The sequence below is a fragment of the Pseudoalteromonas tetraodonis genome (assembly GCF_002310835.1).
In the GTDB taxonomy this organism is placed as follows: Bacteria; Pseudomonadota; Gammaproteobacteria; order Enterobacterales; family Alteromonadaceae; genus Pseudoalteromonas; species Pseudoalteromonas tetraodonis.
In genome coordinates, this window is record NZ_CP011041.1 from 60,191 (window position 1) to 78,866 (window position 18,676).

19 protein-coding genes are annotated in these 18,676 nt (G+C 38.9%); 7 read left to right on the forward strand and 12 right to left on the reverse strand.

Annotated elements, in window-relative coordinates; translation table 11 throughout:
- Positions 1–533: 533 nt before the first annotated feature.
- Positions 534–1,328, reverse strand: coding sequence for a YggN family protein (locus tag PTET_RS00305; protein ID WP_029609995.1), 795 nt, complete (start codon positions 1,326–1,328; stop codon positions 534–536).
- 387 nt (positions 1,329–1,715) lie between these two features.
- Between PTET_RS00305 and PTET_RS00310 the strand changes: the two genes are divergently transcribed.
- Positions 1,716–1,901: a PA3496 family putative envelope integrity protein gene (locus tag PTET_RS00310; RefSeq protein WP_008108975.1), complete on the forward strand. Its 186-nt coding sequence runs from the start codon at positions 1,716–1,718 to the stop codon at positions 1,899–1,901.
- 118 nt (positions 1,902–2,019) lie between these two features.
- Here PTET_RS00310 and PTET_RS00315 read toward each other — a convergent pair whose 3' ends face one another.
- From PTET_RS00315 to PTET_RS00325, 3 genes are all read right to left on the reverse strand, one after another.
- Positions 2,020–2,511, reverse strand: coding sequence for a glutathione peroxidase (locus PTET_RS00315; RefSeq protein ID WP_096038060.1), 492 nt, complete (start codon positions 2,509–2,511; stop codon positions 2,020–2,022).
- Between the two features lie 93 nt (positions 2,512–2,604).
- Positions 2,605–2,904, reverse strand: a complete 300-nt coding sequence (locus PTET_RS00320; protein ID WP_058153969.1) for an AzlD domain-containing protein — start codon at positions 2,902–2,904, stop codon at positions 2,605–2,607.
- Positions 2,901–3,605, reverse strand: coding sequence for an AzlC family ABC transporter permease (locus tag PTET_RS00325; protein ID WP_058153970.1), 705 nt, complete (start codon positions 3,603–3,605; stop codon positions 2,901–2,903). Before PTET_RS00325 ends, PTET_RS00320 begins: the two co-directional genes overlap by 4 nt.
- 105 nt (positions 3,606–3,710) lie before the next feature.
- Here PTET_RS00325 and PTET_RS00330 point away from each other — a divergent pair, with 105 nt between their 5' ends.
- Positions 3,711–4,367, forward strand: coding sequence for a cytochrome b/b6 domain-containing protein (locus PTET_RS00330; protein WP_016900232.1), 657 nt, complete (start codon positions 3,711–3,713; stop codon positions 4,365–4,367).
- A gap of 51 nt (positions 4,368–4,418) precedes the next feature.
- On the opposite strand, the gene PTET_RS00335 is transcribed toward PTET_RS00330, so the two are convergent.
- On the reverse strand, positions 4,419–4,871 hold the full coding sequence (locus tag PTET_RS00335; RefSeq protein WP_013463699.1) for a c-type cytochrome: 453 nt from the start codon (positions 4,869–4,871) through the stop codon (positions 4,419–4,421).
- A 221-nt stretch (positions 4,872–5,092) separates the two neighbouring features.
- On the opposite strand from PTET_RS00335, the gene PTET_RS00340 reads away from it, so the two are divergent.
- Positions 5,093–7,426 (forward strand): S8 family serine peptidase, encoded by a 2,334-nt coding sequence (locus PTET_RS00340; protein WP_013463700.1) that lies wholly within the window; start codon positions 5,093–5,095, stop codon positions 7,424–7,426.
- An 11-nt stretch (positions 7,427–7,437) separates the two neighbouring features.
- On the forward strand, positions 7,438–7,971 hold the full coding sequence (locus PTET_RS00345) for a hypothetical protein (RefSeq protein ID WP_013463701.1): 534 nt from the start codon (positions 7,438–7,440) through the stop codon (positions 7,969–7,971).
- Positions 7,972–8,024: 53 nt separating this feature from the next.
- On the opposite strand, the gene PTET_RS00350 is transcribed toward PTET_RS00345, so the two are convergent.
- Positions 8,025–8,495 (reverse strand): DUF2721 domain-containing protein, encoded by a 471-nt coding sequence (locus PTET_RS00350; RefSeq protein WP_013463702.1) that lies wholly within the window; start codon positions 8,493–8,495, stop codon positions 8,025–8,027.
- Positions 8,496–8,685: 190 nt separating this feature from the next.
- On the opposite strand from PTET_RS00350, the gene PTET_RS00355 reads away from it, so the two are divergent.
- From PTET_RS00355 to PTET_RS00365, 3 genes are all read left to right on the forward strand, one after another.
- A complete protein-coding gene (locus tag PTET_RS00355; protein WP_096038061.1) occupies positions 8,686–10,857 on the forward strand; it encodes a S9 family peptidase in 2,172 nt (723 codons plus the stop codon).
- 159 nt (positions 10,858–11,016) lie between these two features.
- On the forward strand, positions 11,017–11,382 hold the full coding sequence (locus tag PTET_RS00360; protein WP_010392586.1) for a DUF4870 domain-containing protein: 366 nt from the start codon (positions 11,017–11,019) through the stop codon (positions 11,380–11,382).
- 92 nt (positions 11,383–11,474) lie between these two features.
- Complete coding sequence (locus tag PTET_RS00365) at positions 11,475–11,915, forward strand: YqaA family protein (RefSeq protein WP_028834877.1); 441 nt, start codon at positions 11,475–11,477, stop codon at positions 11,913–11,915.
- On the opposite strand, the gene folX is transcribed toward PTET_RS00365, so the two are convergent.
- The 6 genes from folX to PTET_RS00395 all read right to left on the reverse strand — a co-directional run bounded on the left by folX (position 11,892) and on the right by PTET_RS00395 (position 18,619).
- On the reverse strand, positions 11,892–12,248 hold the full coding sequence (folX, locus tag PTET_RS00370) for a dihydroneopterin triphosphate 2'-epimerase (protein WP_013463705.1): 357 nt from the start codon (positions 12,246–12,248) through the stop codon (positions 11,892–11,894). The genes PTET_RS00365 and folX overlap by 24 nt on opposite strands.
- 3 nt (positions 12,249–12,251) lie before the next feature.
- Positions 12,252–12,806, reverse strand: a complete 555-nt coding sequence (gene folE, locus PTET_RS00375; protein WP_008108996.1) for a GTP cyclohydrolase I FolE — start codon at positions 12,804–12,806, stop codon at positions 12,252–12,254.
- A 23-nt stretch (positions 12,807–12,829) separates the two neighbouring features.
- Positions 12,830–13,549, reverse strand: coding sequence for a dihydromonapterin reductase (gene folM, locus PTET_RS00380; protein ID WP_013463706.1), 720 nt, complete (start codon positions 13,547–13,549; stop codon positions 12,830–12,832).
- A 127-nt stretch (positions 13,550–13,676) separates the two neighbouring features.
- The gene (nadE, locus tag PTET_RS00385; protein ID WP_013463707.1) at positions 13,677–14,513 is read right to left on the reverse strand and encodes an ammonia-dependent NAD(+) synthetase; all 837 of its coding nucleotides are present in this window, start codon (positions 14,511–14,513) and stop codon (positions 13,677–13,679) included.
- A 72-nt stretch (positions 14,514–14,585) separates the two neighbouring features.
- The gene (locus PTET_RS00390; RefSeq protein ID WP_174818649.1) at positions 14,586–15,218 is read right to left on the reverse strand and encodes a YceH family protein; all 633 of its coding nucleotides are present in this window, start codon (positions 15,216–15,218) and stop codon (positions 14,586–14,588) included.
- Between the two features lie 47 nt (positions 15,219–15,265).
- Positions 15,266–18,619, reverse strand: a complete 3,354-nt coding sequence (locus PTET_RS00395; RefSeq protein ID WP_096038063.1) for an ATP-binding protein — start codon at positions 18,617–18,619, stop codon at positions 15,266–15,268.
- Between the last annotated feature and the right edge of the window lie 57 nt (positions 18,620–18,676).

Sequence of the window (18,676 nt, forward strand, 5' to 3'; positions counted from 1 at the left end):
ATATGTTTATAAATAGATTGTTTTGAATACTTATTCAGATTAAATTATTTTGTATTAATGGGGTGGGTTTTACTTCGTTAAAAGATTTAACATGCTATTTATAGGTGGTTAATTATTTATCAGAGAAGAGCATTAAAGAAACGATAAAAAAGAGTGTTGCTAGGCTTTTAAATTATAAAAAAAGTGCCTAGGTTACTAGGCACTTTGGAGTTAGTTGCGTTTTAAAACGCGTCTAACTGGGGATCGCACCGCCTCAAGAATTTAAAACTTAAAAAGAGGTGGTTTTAATATGTTGCAATTTGGGCTTACAATCATCAGCTCGGACGGCATTCTAAGTGATCTAGAGCGAAGTGAAGATTATACTTTGGTTTGTATTTTACTATGAAGCCACAAAATGCCTCTGCACGGCAAGAGCAGATCCGCTCAACAGTCTATTATTTGAGTTAAATGGGACTGGTGGGGGTAAAAACGCAAAATGCGGCATAGCTTAAAAGCAAATGCCGCAAAGGGAGATTAATTAAAATGCTGAGTAGTTAGTGCTGTTTTATAGTAAATAACTCATAGCCTTTTAATGCAGGCACTTGCGCAGCAAGTTGAGTTTCTTGTTGTGCGATTTCAACAAAGTCACCACACAGTGTATTTGCACGCTGTTCAAGTTTTTTTGCATGGAGCTCTACTTTTTCTTCTATTTGTGCGCCCATATTTTCCATGCGCTCTTCAAAGGCTTGCATGTCGCCACCTGAACCCATTAGCTCAGAGCCTAATGCTACTAAAATACTGCCCATTGATTGCATTACGGCCGACTCAACGGCAGTTTCTATTTGTTGTTCAAACTGCTGTTCAAAGTTTTCACCAAACTGAGTGAAGCTTTGCTGGCCCATGACAAATGTACCTTGTTGGTAAAAGGTACCCTCTACTTCTTGTTGAATATCGTCCATTAAGGTAGCAATGTTATCGAGGCCATCAATATTAAATGCATTGGCGACTTCTTCTAATGCAACGCCCGCAATTTTAACGCCATCAAGTGCAATGTTGGCTACTTCAGGTAATTGCGCACGTAAATTATCTGTGTAGTTGGTCAGTGCTTGGCGCTGAGCGCTATTTAATGCTACTTGCTCGCCATTGATCGACAACTCACCTTGAGTGGTAAAAGTCATACGTTGATTGTTGGCTTTAAAAATTTCTAATTCACTTGGCTTTATACGTACATCGTTTTTAAACTCAACTTTACATTCGTCGTTACTAAATGAAATTGAAGAGCTGTTATCGTTATGAGCCATGGCGACGGGGGCGCACATAATTGCGCTAACTAATAATAATTCTTTCATGTTTATTCTCTGTTTTTTGCTGATGATAATTAACTTATAACAAGTTTGGTGCCAATAGTTTTTAGTGTTTAAAAACAGTGGTTTGTGATTTTTAAGGTGCTTTGAAGTTGAAAGTAAAGTCATTGAAAAAGCTAAAATTTGGTCAAAATAACCAATAATCAAATGCTAATAAATAAAATTTATCGATACGATAAAAAACTCTCACTTTCCACAATTCAAATTTAGCGCTATTTATTCACAATACTGACACAGAGACTATTTAGGATAGCGATGTGGCTTTATTTTGACGTAAATTTGTACAATGAATTTGCGTTGAACATTTTAATTTCACCAATTATCGCGATACAAGAATCCGTAATTGGTCTCAAACACTTTATGGAGTGGGTTGTGGGTAAGACATTTAGTTACGATGCGCTAGATGATGATTTTGTTGAAGACGAATACGAAATGGTCGGGCGTAATCAACACGACAAGAAAAAGCAAAAGGTGAAAAGAAAGTTAGAGGATTACCTTGAGCAAAAACGCTTGCGTAAAAACCTAGGTGAAGATGACTTAAACGATTATATTGATTAGGTTGTCGCTAGTACAAATCAGTGCCGACATATTAGCTTTTAACTGCTACTTAGGTAGTATTTAAAGCACTGTGTGTTGGTAATAAAGAGGCTTTATGCCTCTTTATAATTTTTAAGCCTCAAACTTTAGCTGCGAGCAATGCTTTTTCAATTACTTTTTCTAGTTTTTCAGGTTTAGTAAAGGGCGCATAGCGCTTAATCGGTGAGCCATCTGCATTAATCAAAAATTTTGTGAAGTTCCACTTAATTTTTCGTGTTAACAACCCCGGTAATACAGATTTTAAATAGCGAAAAACCGGATGTGTATGCTGACCATTAACGTTCACTTTTTCTGCGATTAAAAAACTAACTCCGTAATTGATTAAACAACCTTGCGCTATTTGATTCGCGTCTCCGGGTTCTTGCTGGCCAAATTGGTTACACGGGAAACCTATAATGACTAAACCTTGGCAGGCATACTTTTCGTGTAATGCTTGCAATGACTCATATTGATAGGTGAATCCACACTCACTTGCGGTATTTACTATTAACACAACTTTACCTACAAACTCTTTAAAATCGATAGGTTGGCCTTGCAGGCTAGTAGCACTTAGTTGATGAAATGGGTGCATATTATTAAGCTATTATTTGTTTATTTGGCATAGTCTAACCTTTGCTTGGTGATTAACAAAGTCGAAATAGTGAACACTGCTATGGCGTTACTGTTAATTTAAAATCAAAAATAACCCCATACTAGCAAGTGTGGTTAGGTAAATATTATGTGTTTTGTAAGCAACTATAATGGCTACAATCGCTGCGCTTAAATAAGGATTTTGCCAATTTAGATTAATGCCACCATCATTTATAAATACAATCGGCACCCAAATAGCGGTGAGTACAGCGGGTGCACTGAAGCTCAAAAACTGCTGCATTTTAGGCCCTACTTTAAATGGTAGCGCGCGGTGTAAGAATAAATAACGGGTAAAAAAGGTAATACATGCCATAAGTAAAATAGTCGTCATCATGATTTAGCGTCCTTATTTTTTACTATTCTAGTTACAGCGTAACCTGCACTCATTGCTAATAGTGCTGAGCATACCAACCACAGCTCAAAGCCTGTGCTTTTTAATAAAGTGGCACAGATCCCTGCAACAATGACCGTGACAAGAGTAGCTAAATTTTTAACTCCTGGGATAACCAAAGCAATAAAGGTTGCAGCAATCGCAAAGTCGAGTCCTAAGTTGGTGAGATCAGGGAGCATAGTGCCGGCTACAATACCGATAAGTGTCCAAATATTCCAAGCAATGTAAAAGCTAAAGCCTGCGCTGAGCGCGTAAATTAGGCGCGTTTGAGTCTGGTAGGCGCGAGGGTGATGCGAAAAAGCAAATAGTTCATCAGTTAAGACAAAGCTGACTGGAAGGCGCCAACGCATGGGTTGCTCAATCACTTTGTGACGAACCGCCAAGCCATATAAAAAATGGCGAGAGCTAATAATAAACGTGGTAAATAAAATGGTTAATAGAGGGGTATTACCAGCAATGAGCTCAATTGCAACCAGCTGCGCCGAGCCTGCAAATACCAGTAGCGACATGGCTTGAGTTTCAAAAGGGGTAAAGCCATTTTGTATTGCCAACGAGCCACATAAAATCCCCCAAGGAATAACGGCTAAACATAATGGCAGCATATCTAAAAAGCCTTTTAGTATCGGTTTTTTAATGGACTTCATGTGTTTTACTCTGCGCACTGGTAGAAAGACTCATTAGGATACCTTAATATTAAGATGCTAAAATAGTTAGCGTTTTAGATGATACTGTTTTTTAGGGAAGGTGCAATGTTCAAGGTAAAAGTGTGGGATGGCTTTTTAAGAAGCTTTCATTGGTTATTAGTATTGAGTATTGCTGCGCTTTATTTTAGTGCTGAAGAGGGCATGATAGAGCTACATTTTGTGATTGGCTTTTTTACTTTAGCGCTTATCTCAACGCGGATTATATGGGGTCTTATAGGCAGTAAAACGGCAAGAATATCGGCATTACTGCATTCTCCTAAGTCGGTGCTTGCTTCTTTTAGAGGCAAAAAAATAAATGATGTGGGCCATTCTGCACCAGGCAGTTATATGGTGTTATTATTTTTTATCCTGATTATTACGCAGCTGGTTAGTGGTTTAATGAGCAGTGATGGTATTTTAACTGATGGTCCGTTAGCGCAGTATGTATCGAGTGATACGATTGATTTTGCCAACTGGCTGCATCATATCAATTTTGATATTTTATTTTATGCGATTATTTTGCATGTTGTGGCTATTATTGCTTACAAAATTAAAGGCAAGCCTTTAGTAAAAGCAATGATCACCGGCAATAAAGCACTGCCAACACAAAGCTCAGAGCCTGAGACAAAGTCACCATGGATTGCATGGTTTTTATTGTTACTATTACTGATTTTATTAATGAGTACTTGGGGAAGTGAGCCTTTAAGTTATCTGCTTAGTTAAAAAAATGGCGCTAATACAGCGCCATTTTTATTGTTTAATACACAGAATTTATTAGTCTTTGAATTGCTTATGGCAATCTTTACAGCCTTTAGCCCATGCACCAAATGCTTTACCAATGACCGCTTTGTCACCTGTTTGAGCTGCTACAGCAAGTTCATCAGCATATTGCTGAAACGCTGTCGCTTTTTTCATAAAAGTATCGTTTTCAGACCATACCGCAGGAAGTGCTGATGTATCGCCTTTTTCAGTGCCTGCGTAAAAGGCCTCCCAAGGCATTTTAGATAATGCCGCTGCGTTATTTGCACGCTGCTTAAATTGCTCTGCATCAAAAGGAATTTTACCCTTCAGCATGGCACCCATATCGCCTATTTGAACTGAAATCATAGAAAATGCAGCTTGGCGATACTCAATGGCATCACTCGGCTCTTTAAATGCAGAATTTGCAGATACACTAAGTGCGCATGTAGATAGTAATGCCCCGATAAATACTTGCTTCAATTTCACTTTACTCTACTCCTTTGAGGGTTCTTTAATTATCTTTGTATATTAGCTTAGGCTTTAGTTCAAGGGAAAGCATAGATTATTACTTTGATATTATTAACGGGATTTTAATCGGGCTGATATTATTTTACGGTTTATTGTGAATGTTTGTAAATGCAGTGTTGCTGCTTGTTGTTTGATTGTGTACATTCAGATGTCATAAAAATAACCAATGAAGAGCATTTATGAAAAATAATATTTTTAAGCTGTCAGCGTTGTCTGCAGCGATAGTAATTTCGCTATCAGGGTGTGGTGGAAGCGATAATGATAATAACAATACAGTTCCAGTTGTTACTGATGTAGCACCAAAAGCGAGTGATGTTGTCGTTACTGATTTAAAACAATGGGTTCCAGTTACTGCAGACTTTAAAGCAAGTGATAATGATGGTGACGCACTTACTTTTAGTTTTACTGAAAATGGCGAGGCAATTACCGCGCAAGATGGTGTCTTTAAGTTTAGCCATGGTATGTTAACAGTAGAGGGTACTTCGTTTACATATGTGCCTGTTTCTGGTGAAGATGCGGTTATTGATTACACAGTAACTGCAAACGGTAAAACGGCCTCTGCGAAAATTAATATCTCAGGAATTATTGGAGATCCTCTTGCAAATCAGCAGTGGCACCTAAACAATACAGGTCAGAAAGCTTACTCGCTTAGTGATGAGATGAAACAAGGCTTAATTGATTTGTACGTTAGTTTATTTGGCGATACAGAAGAAGAAGCACAAGCCGATGTCAACGCTAGCTTTGCTCAATCAGAAGCGACAGAGCTTGTAGCTGGTGAAGATATGAATGTTGTTGATGCTTATGCTCAAGGTGTTACTGGGGCAGGTGCAACGGCAGTTGTGATCGATTCGGGTATGGAAATCCGCCATGAAGATTTAATCGATAATGTATTACCAAACCGCTCTTTAAACCTAAATGCTGATGCGACTGACCGTACAGATCCTACTAGTATGTCAAACAGTGGTGATCATGGTACAAGTGTTGCTGGTTTGATTGCTGCAAAAGGTTGGAATGGTAAAGGTGGCCGTGGCGTTGCTCCTGATGCTGGTTTAATTGGTATGAATTATCTTGGTGGTGCTAAAATCCCACAAACTGAGTTAATGGTGCATGGTTTCCCTGGAAGCGGCATTAGCACAACAGAAAATATTTCTGCGTTTAACCGTAGTTATGGCATAACTTTCCCAACATTTATTGCATATTCAGAATTAGATGAAGCTATTGAGTCATACCCAAACCTAAACCTGCGAGATGGTAAGGGTGCACTTAATATGAAATCGAGTGGTAACTCTTTTGTTGATGGCGGTGATGAAGGCTCACTATGTGAAGATAATGGAGCTAATGACTTAGGTTTAACGTGTTATAACGGTGCGTTTGAGCCAAGCCAAGGCCATCCTTACTATCTAAGTGTTGCTGCTGTAAATGCAAATGGTAAGCACACTAGCTACTCAACAGCAGGTGCTAACTTAATGGTTTCAGCGCCAGCTGGTGAATATGGTCGTTGGGCACCTGCAATGGTAACAACGGATCAGATGACATGTATCAACGGTTACTCAGGCTTTAATAGTGGTGCTGTTGCAAGCTTTACTCAGAGATATGGAGAAGAGTTTGCCATAAGCCAGTTCCCATTTAACTATCCTGGTAATGAAGATAACGCAAGTTGTAACTATACATCTACATTTAACGGTACATCGTCTGCTGCGCCAAATGCATCAGGTGTAGTATCACTTATTCTTTCGGCTAATCCTGAACTAACTTGGCGTGATGTGCGTCATATATTAGCGTCAACAAGTACATTAATTGACGCTGAAAATGCCCCTGTAAAATTAACTACCGCAGATGGTGAGTTTGTTGCACATGATGGTTGGGTTGAAAATGCCGCTGGTTATAGCTTTAATAACTTATATGGCTTTGGGCGTGTAGATGCAGGTGCAGCGGTTGCAATGGCTAAGTCTTATGACGCTTCATTAGGTGAGCAAGTAATCACGGATTGGAATGGTGTTGGTTCAGCCGTTTCTGAGAGTGCACTAGCATTAGAAATTCCTGATAACAGTGCTACAGGTTTAACGCAAGAAATTGTAGTTACAGAAGAATTAAACATTGAGGCAATGCAATTTAAATTTGATGTAAGCAACCCTGAAATGGGCTTCGGCCTAGCTGATGGTACTCAAACATCTGCTGGTAATGATTTAGCTATTGAGGTTACTTCGCCAGCGGGTACTCGAAGTGTATTACTTTCATCTAAACAAGCTTTGTTTTACCCTGCATATAGCTTCACGAATAGCTGGAGTGTAGGTTATGTACTTAAAGACGCTGTGATGCTTTCAAATGCTTTCTACGGAGAGTCTACGAAAGGTACTTGGACTGTTCGTTTGTTAGATACAAGCGCAGACAGCTTTGCATTTAGTCGAGGCTCAAATAATTCTCTAGGTGTTACTGGTATTAGTAATAATAACTCAGCAAGTGTACTTGAAGGTGTATCTCTTCGTGCATTTGGTCACGCAGGTCAAGAGTAAGGATTATAAAGATGAAAATTAAACAATTAATCGTATTGGGTGCTGCTGCGTGTATTTCGTTTGGGGCAACAGCAAACACTAGCTCAGATAAAGAGCTTCAGCTTCCTAAGAAACAAGTAGCTAAATTAAAGTTTGATAAAGCGGATTTTGGTTCTTACAAAATTGAAAAGAACTTACGTTTAGTGCCTTCGAGTGTTGCTTCAGAAGAGCATGTCGTTATGCAAAAAGGTGAGATGACAGTAGTAAGCGTAGATAAATCGTCTGATGTGGTCACAAAAGGAACATTAGTTCGTAATATTTTTACTAATAACCTAACGTCACTATCAGGTAATATTACTATTCTTTTAAAAGATGGTATGAGTGCAAGCGATGTTGCTTCGGCTGCAGGTTTGAAGGTCGTATCTTTATTCCCAGGCACTAAAATTGCTGTTTTAGCTGTAAATGATGGTCAAGATATTTTAGTTGCATCAAAGCAGCTAAAAGAATCTGGTTTGATTAAAGAAGCTAAAATAGAAGTGTTAGAAACTATTTACACTGCACAGTAATCTGTTTTAAATAAGTAAAACCCCGAGTAGCACGATTGACTCGGGGTTTTTTATTATTCGTTTATATCTATATCTGCGAAAATCATCCCTCGACGCATACTGCGCGTTGCCAAGAACACCTCACCGAGTAATGACATAAATGCACATATCAGTAATGCCATTGCACCAACAAAACAGCTGCCAATAGTGACACCTAAATTAATCGACTGTATGTGAGATAAAAATAACAGCATAACCACGGCGCAAACTAATAGTGCACTTAATACACTTAAACTAAATGCAATGTGTATGCAGCGAGAGCGCTTAAGGAGTGCTCTAAGCTCTGTAGTCAGAGACAAGTTAAATTCTTCATCGGTGCTAACTTTTAATTTTCGCTCTAACTGTCTGGCTCTGTCTGTAATTCGCGCCAAGCGATTAGATAAAACCCCGAGCGTTGCTGCAATACCAGTAATTAAAAAAACGGGTGCAACCGCTGTTTGAATGACCTTAGCCATTGTTAAAATGTTAATTACATCGTTATTCATTATTGTCCTTATTGATTAGCAGCAGGAAGAGACTATTTAATGCTACTTCGTTACTGTTAGGATAACTGAAGTCTTAACTATATAAAAAGAATTTCTCGGCTCCCTTTTTACATAGCTTCACAAACTAAATTTCTGTCGTGTTTAATATTAGGTATATTTAATATAATAAAAACAACAGGGATTTAAATTAATGAAGCACACTTCGTTTACGCTTGCCGTAATATCGTTAGCTATTTTAGGTGGTTGTAATAAAGCACCTGAAGTTAAACAAAACACGCCTACTGAACAGTCTGTATCTCAAATCGCAGTAATGCCGCCGGTTGCTAAAAAAGTACCATATGAAATGTCTATTCATGGCGACACTCGTATCGATGATTATTACTGGATGCGTGATGATGAGCGAAAAGATCCTGAGGTACTTAGTTACCTTGAGGCTGAAAATGCTTATACAGATGCAATGCTTGCGCATACAAAAACGTTACAAACTAGGTTATTTGAAGAGCTAAAAGGGCGAATTCAAAAAGACGATGATTCAGTGCCAGTTAAAAACGGTGACTATTATTATTCATCACAAACTCGCGGTGATAACGAATACGCAACTTATGTACGTAGTAGTGATTTTGCAGGCACTGACCAGCAGGTTATTTTAGATGTAAACGAGCTAGCTAAGGAACATGATTATTATGCCGTAAGTGGTTTAGATGTAAGTCCAAACGGCAATTTAATGGCATATGGTGAAGATACCGTAAGTCGTCGTATTTATAATATAAAAATAAAAGACTTAAGCACTGGTAAATTACTCGAAGATACGCTTAAAGGTACGAATGGCAGTGTTGTTTGGGCAAACGACAACAAAACGCTTTATTACATAAAAAAAGATTTACAAACTTTACTAGGTTACCAAGTTTATCGTCATACGCTCGGTACCCCACAGGCTGAAGATGAACTCGTTTATGAAGAAACAGATACCAGTTATTACATGGGTATTAGCAAAAGCAAAGACGATTCAGAAATTTATATCTGGCACAGCAGTACAACTGCGTCAGGTGTATCGGTTTTAAGTGCTGATGATGATAAGGCTATGCCAAAACGCTTGATTGAACGTGAAGCGGATCTGGAGTATGGAATTTCTAAGCTGGGTAATACTTACTATATTGTCACTAATTTAAACGCAGTCAACTTTCAGTTAATGAAAGTAGATATTGATAAAGCTGGCGATAAAGCTAATTGGCAAACGGTGATCCCCGCTCGCGATAATATAAAATTAGAAGGCATCGACTTATTTAACGATTACTTAGTGTATCAGCAGCGTGAAATGGGTCAGTCGACTATTATTGCTCGTAACTTAACCACGGGTAAAGAGATACCGCTTAGCTTTAACGACAGTGCTTATACAATTAGCACCTACGGTAACAATGATTTAAATAGCGATACATTACGTGTGTATTATACCAGTATGACAACACCCGCTTCATCGTATGATGTTAATTTAGCTACTGGCAATAAAACATTACTTAAACAACAAAAAGTACTCGGTGATTTTAGTGCAGATAATTACGCATCAGAGCGAATTTTTGTCACTGCACGAGATGGTATTAAAGTACCGGTAAGCCTAGTCTATCGCAAAGACATGTTTAAAAAAGAGGGGACTAATCCGCTGCTACAATATGGTTATGGCTCGTATGGCGCGACCATGGACCCTACCTTTTCTAGCGCTCGCTTAAGTTTGCTCGATCGGGGGTTTGTATTTGCCATTGCGCATATTCGCGGTTCACAAATGCTAGGTCGCCCTTGGTATGAGGACGGTAAACTACTGACTAAAAAGAACACCTTTAACGACTTTGTAGATGTTACCAAGGCATTGGTTGAGCAAAAGTATGGTGCAAAAGATAAAATATTTGCTCAAGGTGGCAGTGCGGGTGGCTTGTTAATGGGGGCAGTGGCAAACCAAGCTCCTGAGTTGTATAAAGGTATGGTGGCTGCGGTTCCATTTGTTGATGTAGTGACTACGATGCTTGATGCAAGTATTCCACTTACAACCAACGAATACGGTGAGTGGGGTAACCCTAACGAGAAAGAATACTATGAGTATATGTTATCGTATTCACCTTATGATCAGGTCAGTAAGCAAGATTACCCAAATATGTTAGTTACTACTGGCTTACATGATTCACAGGTACAATATTTTGAGCCTGCAAAGTGGGTGGCTAAGCTGCGAGATTACAAAACAGATGATAACAAGCTACTGTTTAAAATCGATATGGAAGCAGGGCACGGAGGTGCATCAGGTCGCTTCAAACGCTTAGAAGATACTGCATTAAATTATGCTTTTATGCTTGATTTAGCGGGTGTGAATAAGTAACTGGTCTGGCAATATCAATAAGCGCAGCTATTTGCTGCGCTTTTTTATTTTTAAATATACACAAATGCTTTGCATTGGATAAATAAGCATTTACATTAAGGTGGCTAATGAGTGTGAATATTATTTTAGCGTAAAATAAAAACGAGAAGGGAGAGTGTAATGGAACAAAATCAAGAGATTAAAGTCGTCAATAAAGATGACCGCACATGGGCAATGCTATGTCATTTAAGTGCATTAGCGGGGTTTATTGTGCCATTTGGGTCGGTACTCGGCCCTCTTATTATCTGGTTAATTAAAAAAGATGAAATGCCAATTGTTGATATACATGGCAAAAAAGCCCTTAATTTTCAAATTACTATGGCTATAGCTTATTTTGTTTGTTTTTTACTAATTTTTGCAGCGGTTGGTTTACTACTGTTACCTATGGTGGCTATTTTTTCATTTGTGATGGTGGTTATCGCAAGCGTGAAAGCCAACGATGGCAAAGAGTTTAATTATCCCCTTAGCTTAAATTTGATAAAATAACTGTTTTTATTATTCGGTGAATTGGTTTTAAGTTAAAAAGTCGTTCAAACCCAGCTTAATTGCTGGGTTTAGTTTTTAGCCATAAGGGAAAAATGCTCTATATAACATTATTTTTTACAGCATTTATATCTGCCACGTTATTACCTAGCTCGTCTGAAGTATTGATGGGTGGCATGATCATGCAAGGCAATACTAACTTATGGCTGATTTGGTTTGCAGCAACCTTGGGTAATGTACTGGGCAGTTGTGTTAACTATTGGTTAGGGACGCAGGCATTGCGTTTTAAAGATAAAAAATGGTTTCCAGTATCTGAAAAAGGGCTTAAAAAAGCACAAAAGCAGTTTAATAAATATGGTGTTTATAGCTTGTTGTTTGCCTGGCTGCCCATCGTTGGCGACCCACTAACCGTTATTGGCGGCGTGTTTAAAGTTCGCTTTACTACGTTTTTAGTGCTGGTAACGCTCGGCAAGGGGTTGCGTTATTTAGCGGTAATAGCCCTTGCCGTTGGATTATTTGTGCCAGTCGAGGGTTAAAGAAACCGAATCGGCAAAGCGCAACGCATGAGGTTTATCTACTCGAGCCTTAGCATAATTAACGCTTGGGTGTGAGTGGCAAACAGCAAGGATTTCAGCAACTAGTTTTTCTAACAATAAAAAGTGTCCTTGCTCCACTAAGCTAATTACCTCTTTAGTAATCACTTTGTAGTTAAGTGCTTGGTCTACTTCATCTGTTTCACAAGCTTGATCAGCAGGGTAGTGAATTTCAAGGTTAATGACCACATCTTGTTTTTTTTCACGCTCATCAGGATTAAAACCAATAAATGTGCGTAGTCGTAAGTTAGTTACATTAATAATTGCGTTTGCCATACATTATCCTTTGATCAGCTGTAAAAACTCATTACGTGTTTTCGGATCGGCTCTAAAGTTTCCTAGCATTACCGAGGTACGCATGCTTGAGTTCTGCTTTTCTACACCACGCATCATCATACACATGTGTTTTGCTTCAACAATTACACCCACACCTTTTGCACCGGTTACTTCCTCAACCGCTTTTGCAATTTGATGGGTAAGCTGTTCTTGAATTTGAAAACGACGCGAAAACATATCAACAATACGCGCAAACTTAGATAAGCCTAATACTTTACCATCAGGAATATAAGCAATATGACAGCGGCCAATAAAAGGGAGTAAATGATGTTCACACATAGAGTAAAGCTCGATGTCTTGTATCAATACCATGTCGTCAGCGTCAGAGGTGAATACCGCATTGTTAGTGATTTCGTTAAGCGTTTGACGATATCCTTGAGTAAGGTACTCCATCGCTTTTGCAGCGCGTTTTGGGGTATCAAGTAACCCTTCACGCTCAGCGTCTTCACCTACAGCAGTTATAATTTTTTGATAGCTTTCTTTTAATTCGTTATGCATAAGTTTCTCAGTTTTATTAGGACTTACTTAAGATGGCGACCACCATCAACAGGTAAAGCACGCCCTGTGATGTAATGGCTGTTCAGTAGTAGGTCTATACTATTGATAATTTCTTGGCATCCAGGTTCGATACCCATTAATGATTTTTTTAAAGTTTTAGCGCGATACTGCTCATCATCATGTTGGTTAAAAATAATTAATGATGGTGCGACTGAATTTACTTTTATGTTAGGTGCATATTTAGCACTAAATGATTTAGTTAAGTTATCCAGTGCGGCTTTACTGGCCGCATAAGCAAGATGTTTTGGGCTGCCTGTTTCCACTACATAATCAGTCAAATGAATAATGTCAGCGGGTTTAGCATGCGACGCCTGATAATTTAATAGTAAATCTGCGCAATGTAAGTTTACCAAGTACGGTGTTTTTGCATGAATGCGCATCATATTGTCAAACAGCTGCTCAAAGTGGGGGTTGTTAGCTTCACAGTCCCAGCTTGATGCATTATGAATAACCGCCCTGAGTGAGTCAGTGTGTGATTTAAGCAACGTAATAAAAGTATTAATGCCCTCATCAGTACTAAAGTCAGCATAAAGACAGGTAACCCCTTGTTGTTCCAACGAATCAACAGCCTCATGACGGGTCCGATAAGTAATAATGACCGCTTGCCCTTGGGCTATAAAGTGCTTTGCCAGCGCAAGCCCTATACGTTGTGCTGCACCAGTAATCAAAATAGGGGGTGTCATAAAATATAAAACTCTCTGTTGGCAAGCGTTAAGGTTAACTTTTAAAAATTTAAGCCACTTATTTTCACGTCATGTTTACGTAAAATACAAGCGGCTCGATCAGTTAAATCACGCTTATAATATTGATTTAAAAAGCATCGTATATTGTTGGAATAGGCTGGCGCTTATGTTGCGTGCGCTGGTAAATTGCAATTAGCGTTTCTTCTACATGACTTGAAACTGCTTTACCTTCTAAAAAGTCATCAATTTCTTCATAACTTAAGCCAAGTGCTTCTTCGTCTGTTAGTCCTGGTCTATCACTTTCTAAATCCGCTGTTGGTGCTTTCTCAACTAAAAGCGCAGGCGCACCCAATGTGGTTGCTAATGCACGAACTTGGCGTTTTGATAGGCCAAATAAAGGAGCCAAATCGCATGCACCATCACCAAATTTAGTGTAAAAACCAGTAATATTTTCAGCACTATGATCGGTACCGACCACTAAGCCTTGGCAAAAGCCGGCTATTTCATATTGCGCGATCATGCGTTGGCGAGCTTTGACATTACCTTTAATAAAATCGATTTTATCTTGCGAAGGGAGTGTTTGTTCGGTACCCGCGAGAGTTGCCATTGTCTGCTCATGCAGTGCATCGGTTGCGGGTTTAATGTTTACCGTCATGCGGGTGCTCGGCTTAATGAAATCAACCGCCATTTGCGCTTCACTTTCATCAGCTTGAACGCCATAAGGTAGGCGTACAGCAATAAATTGATAATGAGTGTCAGGGTGTTCTTGGTTTAGCTCATCAATAGCAAGTTGACACAAACGGCCACAGGTCGATGAATCTACACCACCACTGATCCCTAGTACAAGTGAGGTTGAATATGCCGCTTTTAAACGTGCTTTAATAAAATCCACTCGGCGTTTAATTTCAGCGTTTACATCAATCGAAGGCTGAACTTTCATTTCAGCCATAATCTCGGCGCGCATGGCCCGCTCCTTTAGTTAAATAATTTTTACGCTCTACATAGAGCAACTATTATGTGATTTCATATTTATGAATTAAAGCCCTAAGTGAGCTTTTATTTGTTTAAGCTGGACTTTTAGCTCATCAATTTCTGCAAGTAAGTCATTTAGCTCAGTGTTTTTTATATCATCAGTGTGTGTTTGTGCCTCAAGTGAAGCCTCGTTCACAGATGATTGATCTGCAAATAAATGAATATATCGACAATCCCGTTTACCTGATTCGCGCGGCATCTTTTTAACATGATTGCTTTGAATTAGTTGTTCAAGTGACTTTTCAACATCATCAATACGAGCAAAGTCGGCAAGGCGGCTACTGCGTGTTTTTAATTCGCCAGGTGTTTGTGCGCCTCGCAATAATAATAAACAAATAATCGCCCTTTGCTGTTGATCAAATTGCAGGTGACTAAACTCAGTATTACAAAAACGATGATCGTATTTATTAACTCGCCCAGACAGCCCTTCATTTACAGTGACTAATCGCAGACTGATTAATTCATCAACGGTTGTTTGAACTTGCTCTTCTGTATAATTAACAACTGGCGCGCGATTCGATTTTTGATTACAGGCATTTGTTAATGCATTTAACGATAAAGGGTAGTGCTCAGGTGTTGTGCTTTGTTTTTCTAATAAACAACCAATAACGCGTTGTTGCTCCATTGATAATTGCAATTGCATACCTTATCTCACCTAATAAATTCTATTTTTAGCTTACACTGTTATTTGCTTGTAAGCCATTGCTGGAGCTTAGAGTGAAGAGTTGTGGCATTGAGGGGTTTAGTTAAATAGTCATCCATACCAGTGGCCAAACATTTGTCTTTATCACCCTGCATTGCGTTTGCGGTAAGCGCTATTATTGTTATGTTTTTATTTACCTCGCCTGCTTTGCCTTCTCTGATGGCAATAGTTGCTTGATAGCCATCCATCGTAGGCATTTGGCAATCCATTAATATTAATTGATAAGTGTTAGCTGGGTTTTGATTCAACTTTTCAACTGCCTCAGCACCATTTTCAGCAATCTCAAATGTCACGTTCAACTGTTTTAAAAAAGCAGCGGTAACAACTTGGTTAATTTTATTATCTTCTACTAATAAAACATGCGCCGCCAGTGTATCTGTCATAACCTCAGTGGCAGCAAGCGACTTTAGTTGTGTATCAACGTGTGTTTGCTCGATAGTGCTTTTTGCAGTCAGCGCATTTTGTAAATCAAAAGGGGTGAGTGGTTTAAATACGAGGGTTTCTTCGGTTAATGGTAAGGTCGCGTTTTTATTTGTATAACTCATGGGAGCCATAATAATTAAATGGCTGTTACTTTTTATTAAAAACTGCTTAAGTGCGAGTGCTTGAGCTTCGTATAATGGTTCAAATAAAGCACTGTCAACGAGCACAATGTTTGGTGGGGTATCTTCATGGCTATTAATGTAGTCACTTATAGACAGGTAATCGCAAATCGTGCTGACCTTGCCCCCCCAGCGAGTTAATTGTTTTTTGGCAATAGTGGTATTGAGTAAGCAATCATCAATAACCCAAATACGCTTATTTTTAATTGCTTGATATGCTTCGTGCTGTTGAACTAATTGAGGGATTATCTTTATAAAAAAGGAAAATGTACTGCCTTTATTTGGTGTACTGCTCACATTCACTTCGCCACCCATGAGCTCACAAAGCTGCTTTACAATAGCAAGACCCAGGCCTGTGCCACCATATTGGCGTGTGGTTGATGTGTCTGCTTGAGTAAATGAGTCAAATAAATGGGGCTGTTTCTCTGCGCTGATTCCTATACCTGAGTCAGCGATTGCACATTCTAAAACTGTGGCGTCAAGTGTGTGGGCTATTTTAGCGGTTACCAATATTTCACCGTTTTGGGTGAATTTAACGGCATTACCAATTAAGTTACTTAAAATTTGACGTAATCTATTCGGATCGCTAATAAATTCGCTGCTAGTGATATGTGTTGCATCCAAAATTAACGTGGTGTTATTTTGTTCTGCTTTTAATGCAAATGACTCAACCACTTCACCCAGTAAGCGAGGTAAATTAAATTGAATATTTTCAATGTCTAACTTGCCAGCCTCTATTTTAGAAAAGTCTAAAATATCATTAATAATTCCTAATAATGACTCTGCAGATGATTGCGCAAGTTTAATATGATGCTTTTGTTGTTGATCTAATTGGGTTGCTTTAACAATATTAAGCATTCCCAACACCCCATTCATGGGTGTGCGAATTTCATGGCTCATACTGGCTAAAAACTCACTTTTTGCAATCACAGCTTGTTCTGCGGCTTCTTTTGCCTTGACTAGTTGTGCCTCTGTTTCTATACGTTGTTGGCTAGAGTAAAGGCTGCCAATTAAAGCCCCTACAGCAATTAAAAAGCTTTCTTCATTATGGCTCCATGTTCTAACTATATCTTGCTCAGCACAAACTATTCCAATAGAGCCACTGCTTGCAGGAATAAGAACACACAGCATCGCCTTGACTGAAAACGGTTGAAGGTAGCTTTCTTTGATAGGGGCTAAGTAGGGATGTTGTTGAGCATCATCAACACAAAATATCGCTTTTCGTTCTATTGCGGTAAAAAAGTCAGGAATAGTTTCTTGCAGCCACGGAATATTATTTTCGCTACCTGAACGATTAAAACTCGCAAATTGAATTAGCTGGGTTCTTTGTTGGTTAAACAATTTTATACTGGCGCTGTTTACCTCAAGGGCTTGGCAAATAGACTGCGTGATTAATTCTTTAGATTGGCTCAGTTTGCCATTTAATATTTCATCACTCACCGTTAAGGAGGCCAAGGTTTCGTTAAAACGAGCAATTTTGCGATTTTCTAATTCTACTTTTTTACGGGCATCAATATTTTGTAATGAACCAAATATTCTTACACAACGGCCATTTTTATGTTCAGCTTCACCGTGAACAAGTGCCCATACAGGCTGACCATTTGCATTGATCACTTCAAGCTCAGTTTCGTAGCTTTCACCATGCTTAATTGCTCTTTCAACCAGTTTAGCGATTTTTTCTCTACTTTCACCTTCTTTAAAATAGTTTAAATTTTCTGACCATTTTGGTTGCTCATCTAATGGGTATTCAAATATTTTTTTAGTCATATCTGACCAAAACACGTGTTTTTTTTCTAAGTTAAACGACCATGCACCGACTTGTGCTAAATTACTCATCACCTCAAGCATTCTTTCGCTTTCTTGTTCACGGTTGAGTATTTTTAGATAAAACAAAAAGGCAGAAATGAGCAAGCCTAACACGGTTAAAATAATGAACCGTAAAGGCCAGATCGAAGAACTCACTGGTTGCCAGCCTTGCTTGGGTATAACATAAAGCTGCCAAACACCTCCTTGAAAGTTTAAAGTAAATTCTAGAGGGTCTTGAACAGTAATAGAGGGGTCACCGAAAAAAAACTCACCTTGCTTACCTAATCCATTACGTCCTTGTATTGCTATATTATAATTTTGCTGTAGTTCAATAATCCCCGAGTTTTCATAAACTTTTTCTATATCGAGTACCACTGAGAGCAATCCCCAAAAGGCGTTATTTTCTGGCAAGTATACTGGTACGCGCGCAATCAAGGCTTCGCTGCCTTGGACAAGCTGAAGTGGACCTGCCATCACGATCGTATTCGTGTCTCTTGCTTTAATGGCATCTTCGCGCTGTGCTTTATTTTCCAAAAAATTAAGACCTATCGCTTTTTCGTTACCTTTAAGCGGATGGGTCATTTTTATTACCATGTCTGGCGCCGCGCCAATGTTACGTAGCTCATTTGAGGTTTCAAAAAGTGGGGCTGCAATTTGTTCAAAGCGAGTTTGATCTAAGTTTGGCTCAGCGGCAACAGCAATAGCTAAGCCACGAATGAGTTGAATATTAGACACTAATACAGCTTCAAGTTGTGCTCTATAGGTACTTACCTGCGACAGAGTGCGTAATCGATAAGCATCTTTCTCACGGTGATAATTGACGTGATCAAGCACCAAGCTGATAGTGATTATCAACACCAGCGATAATAAAAAAGTCAGCTTAGCGTTATTAATTCGGGTGTGTTTGTTTTTGCGCTGCGGGGACATAGAATGTAATTAAGTTGTTAATCAAGACAGGCTAACTATAGTCAATTTATCGAAGAA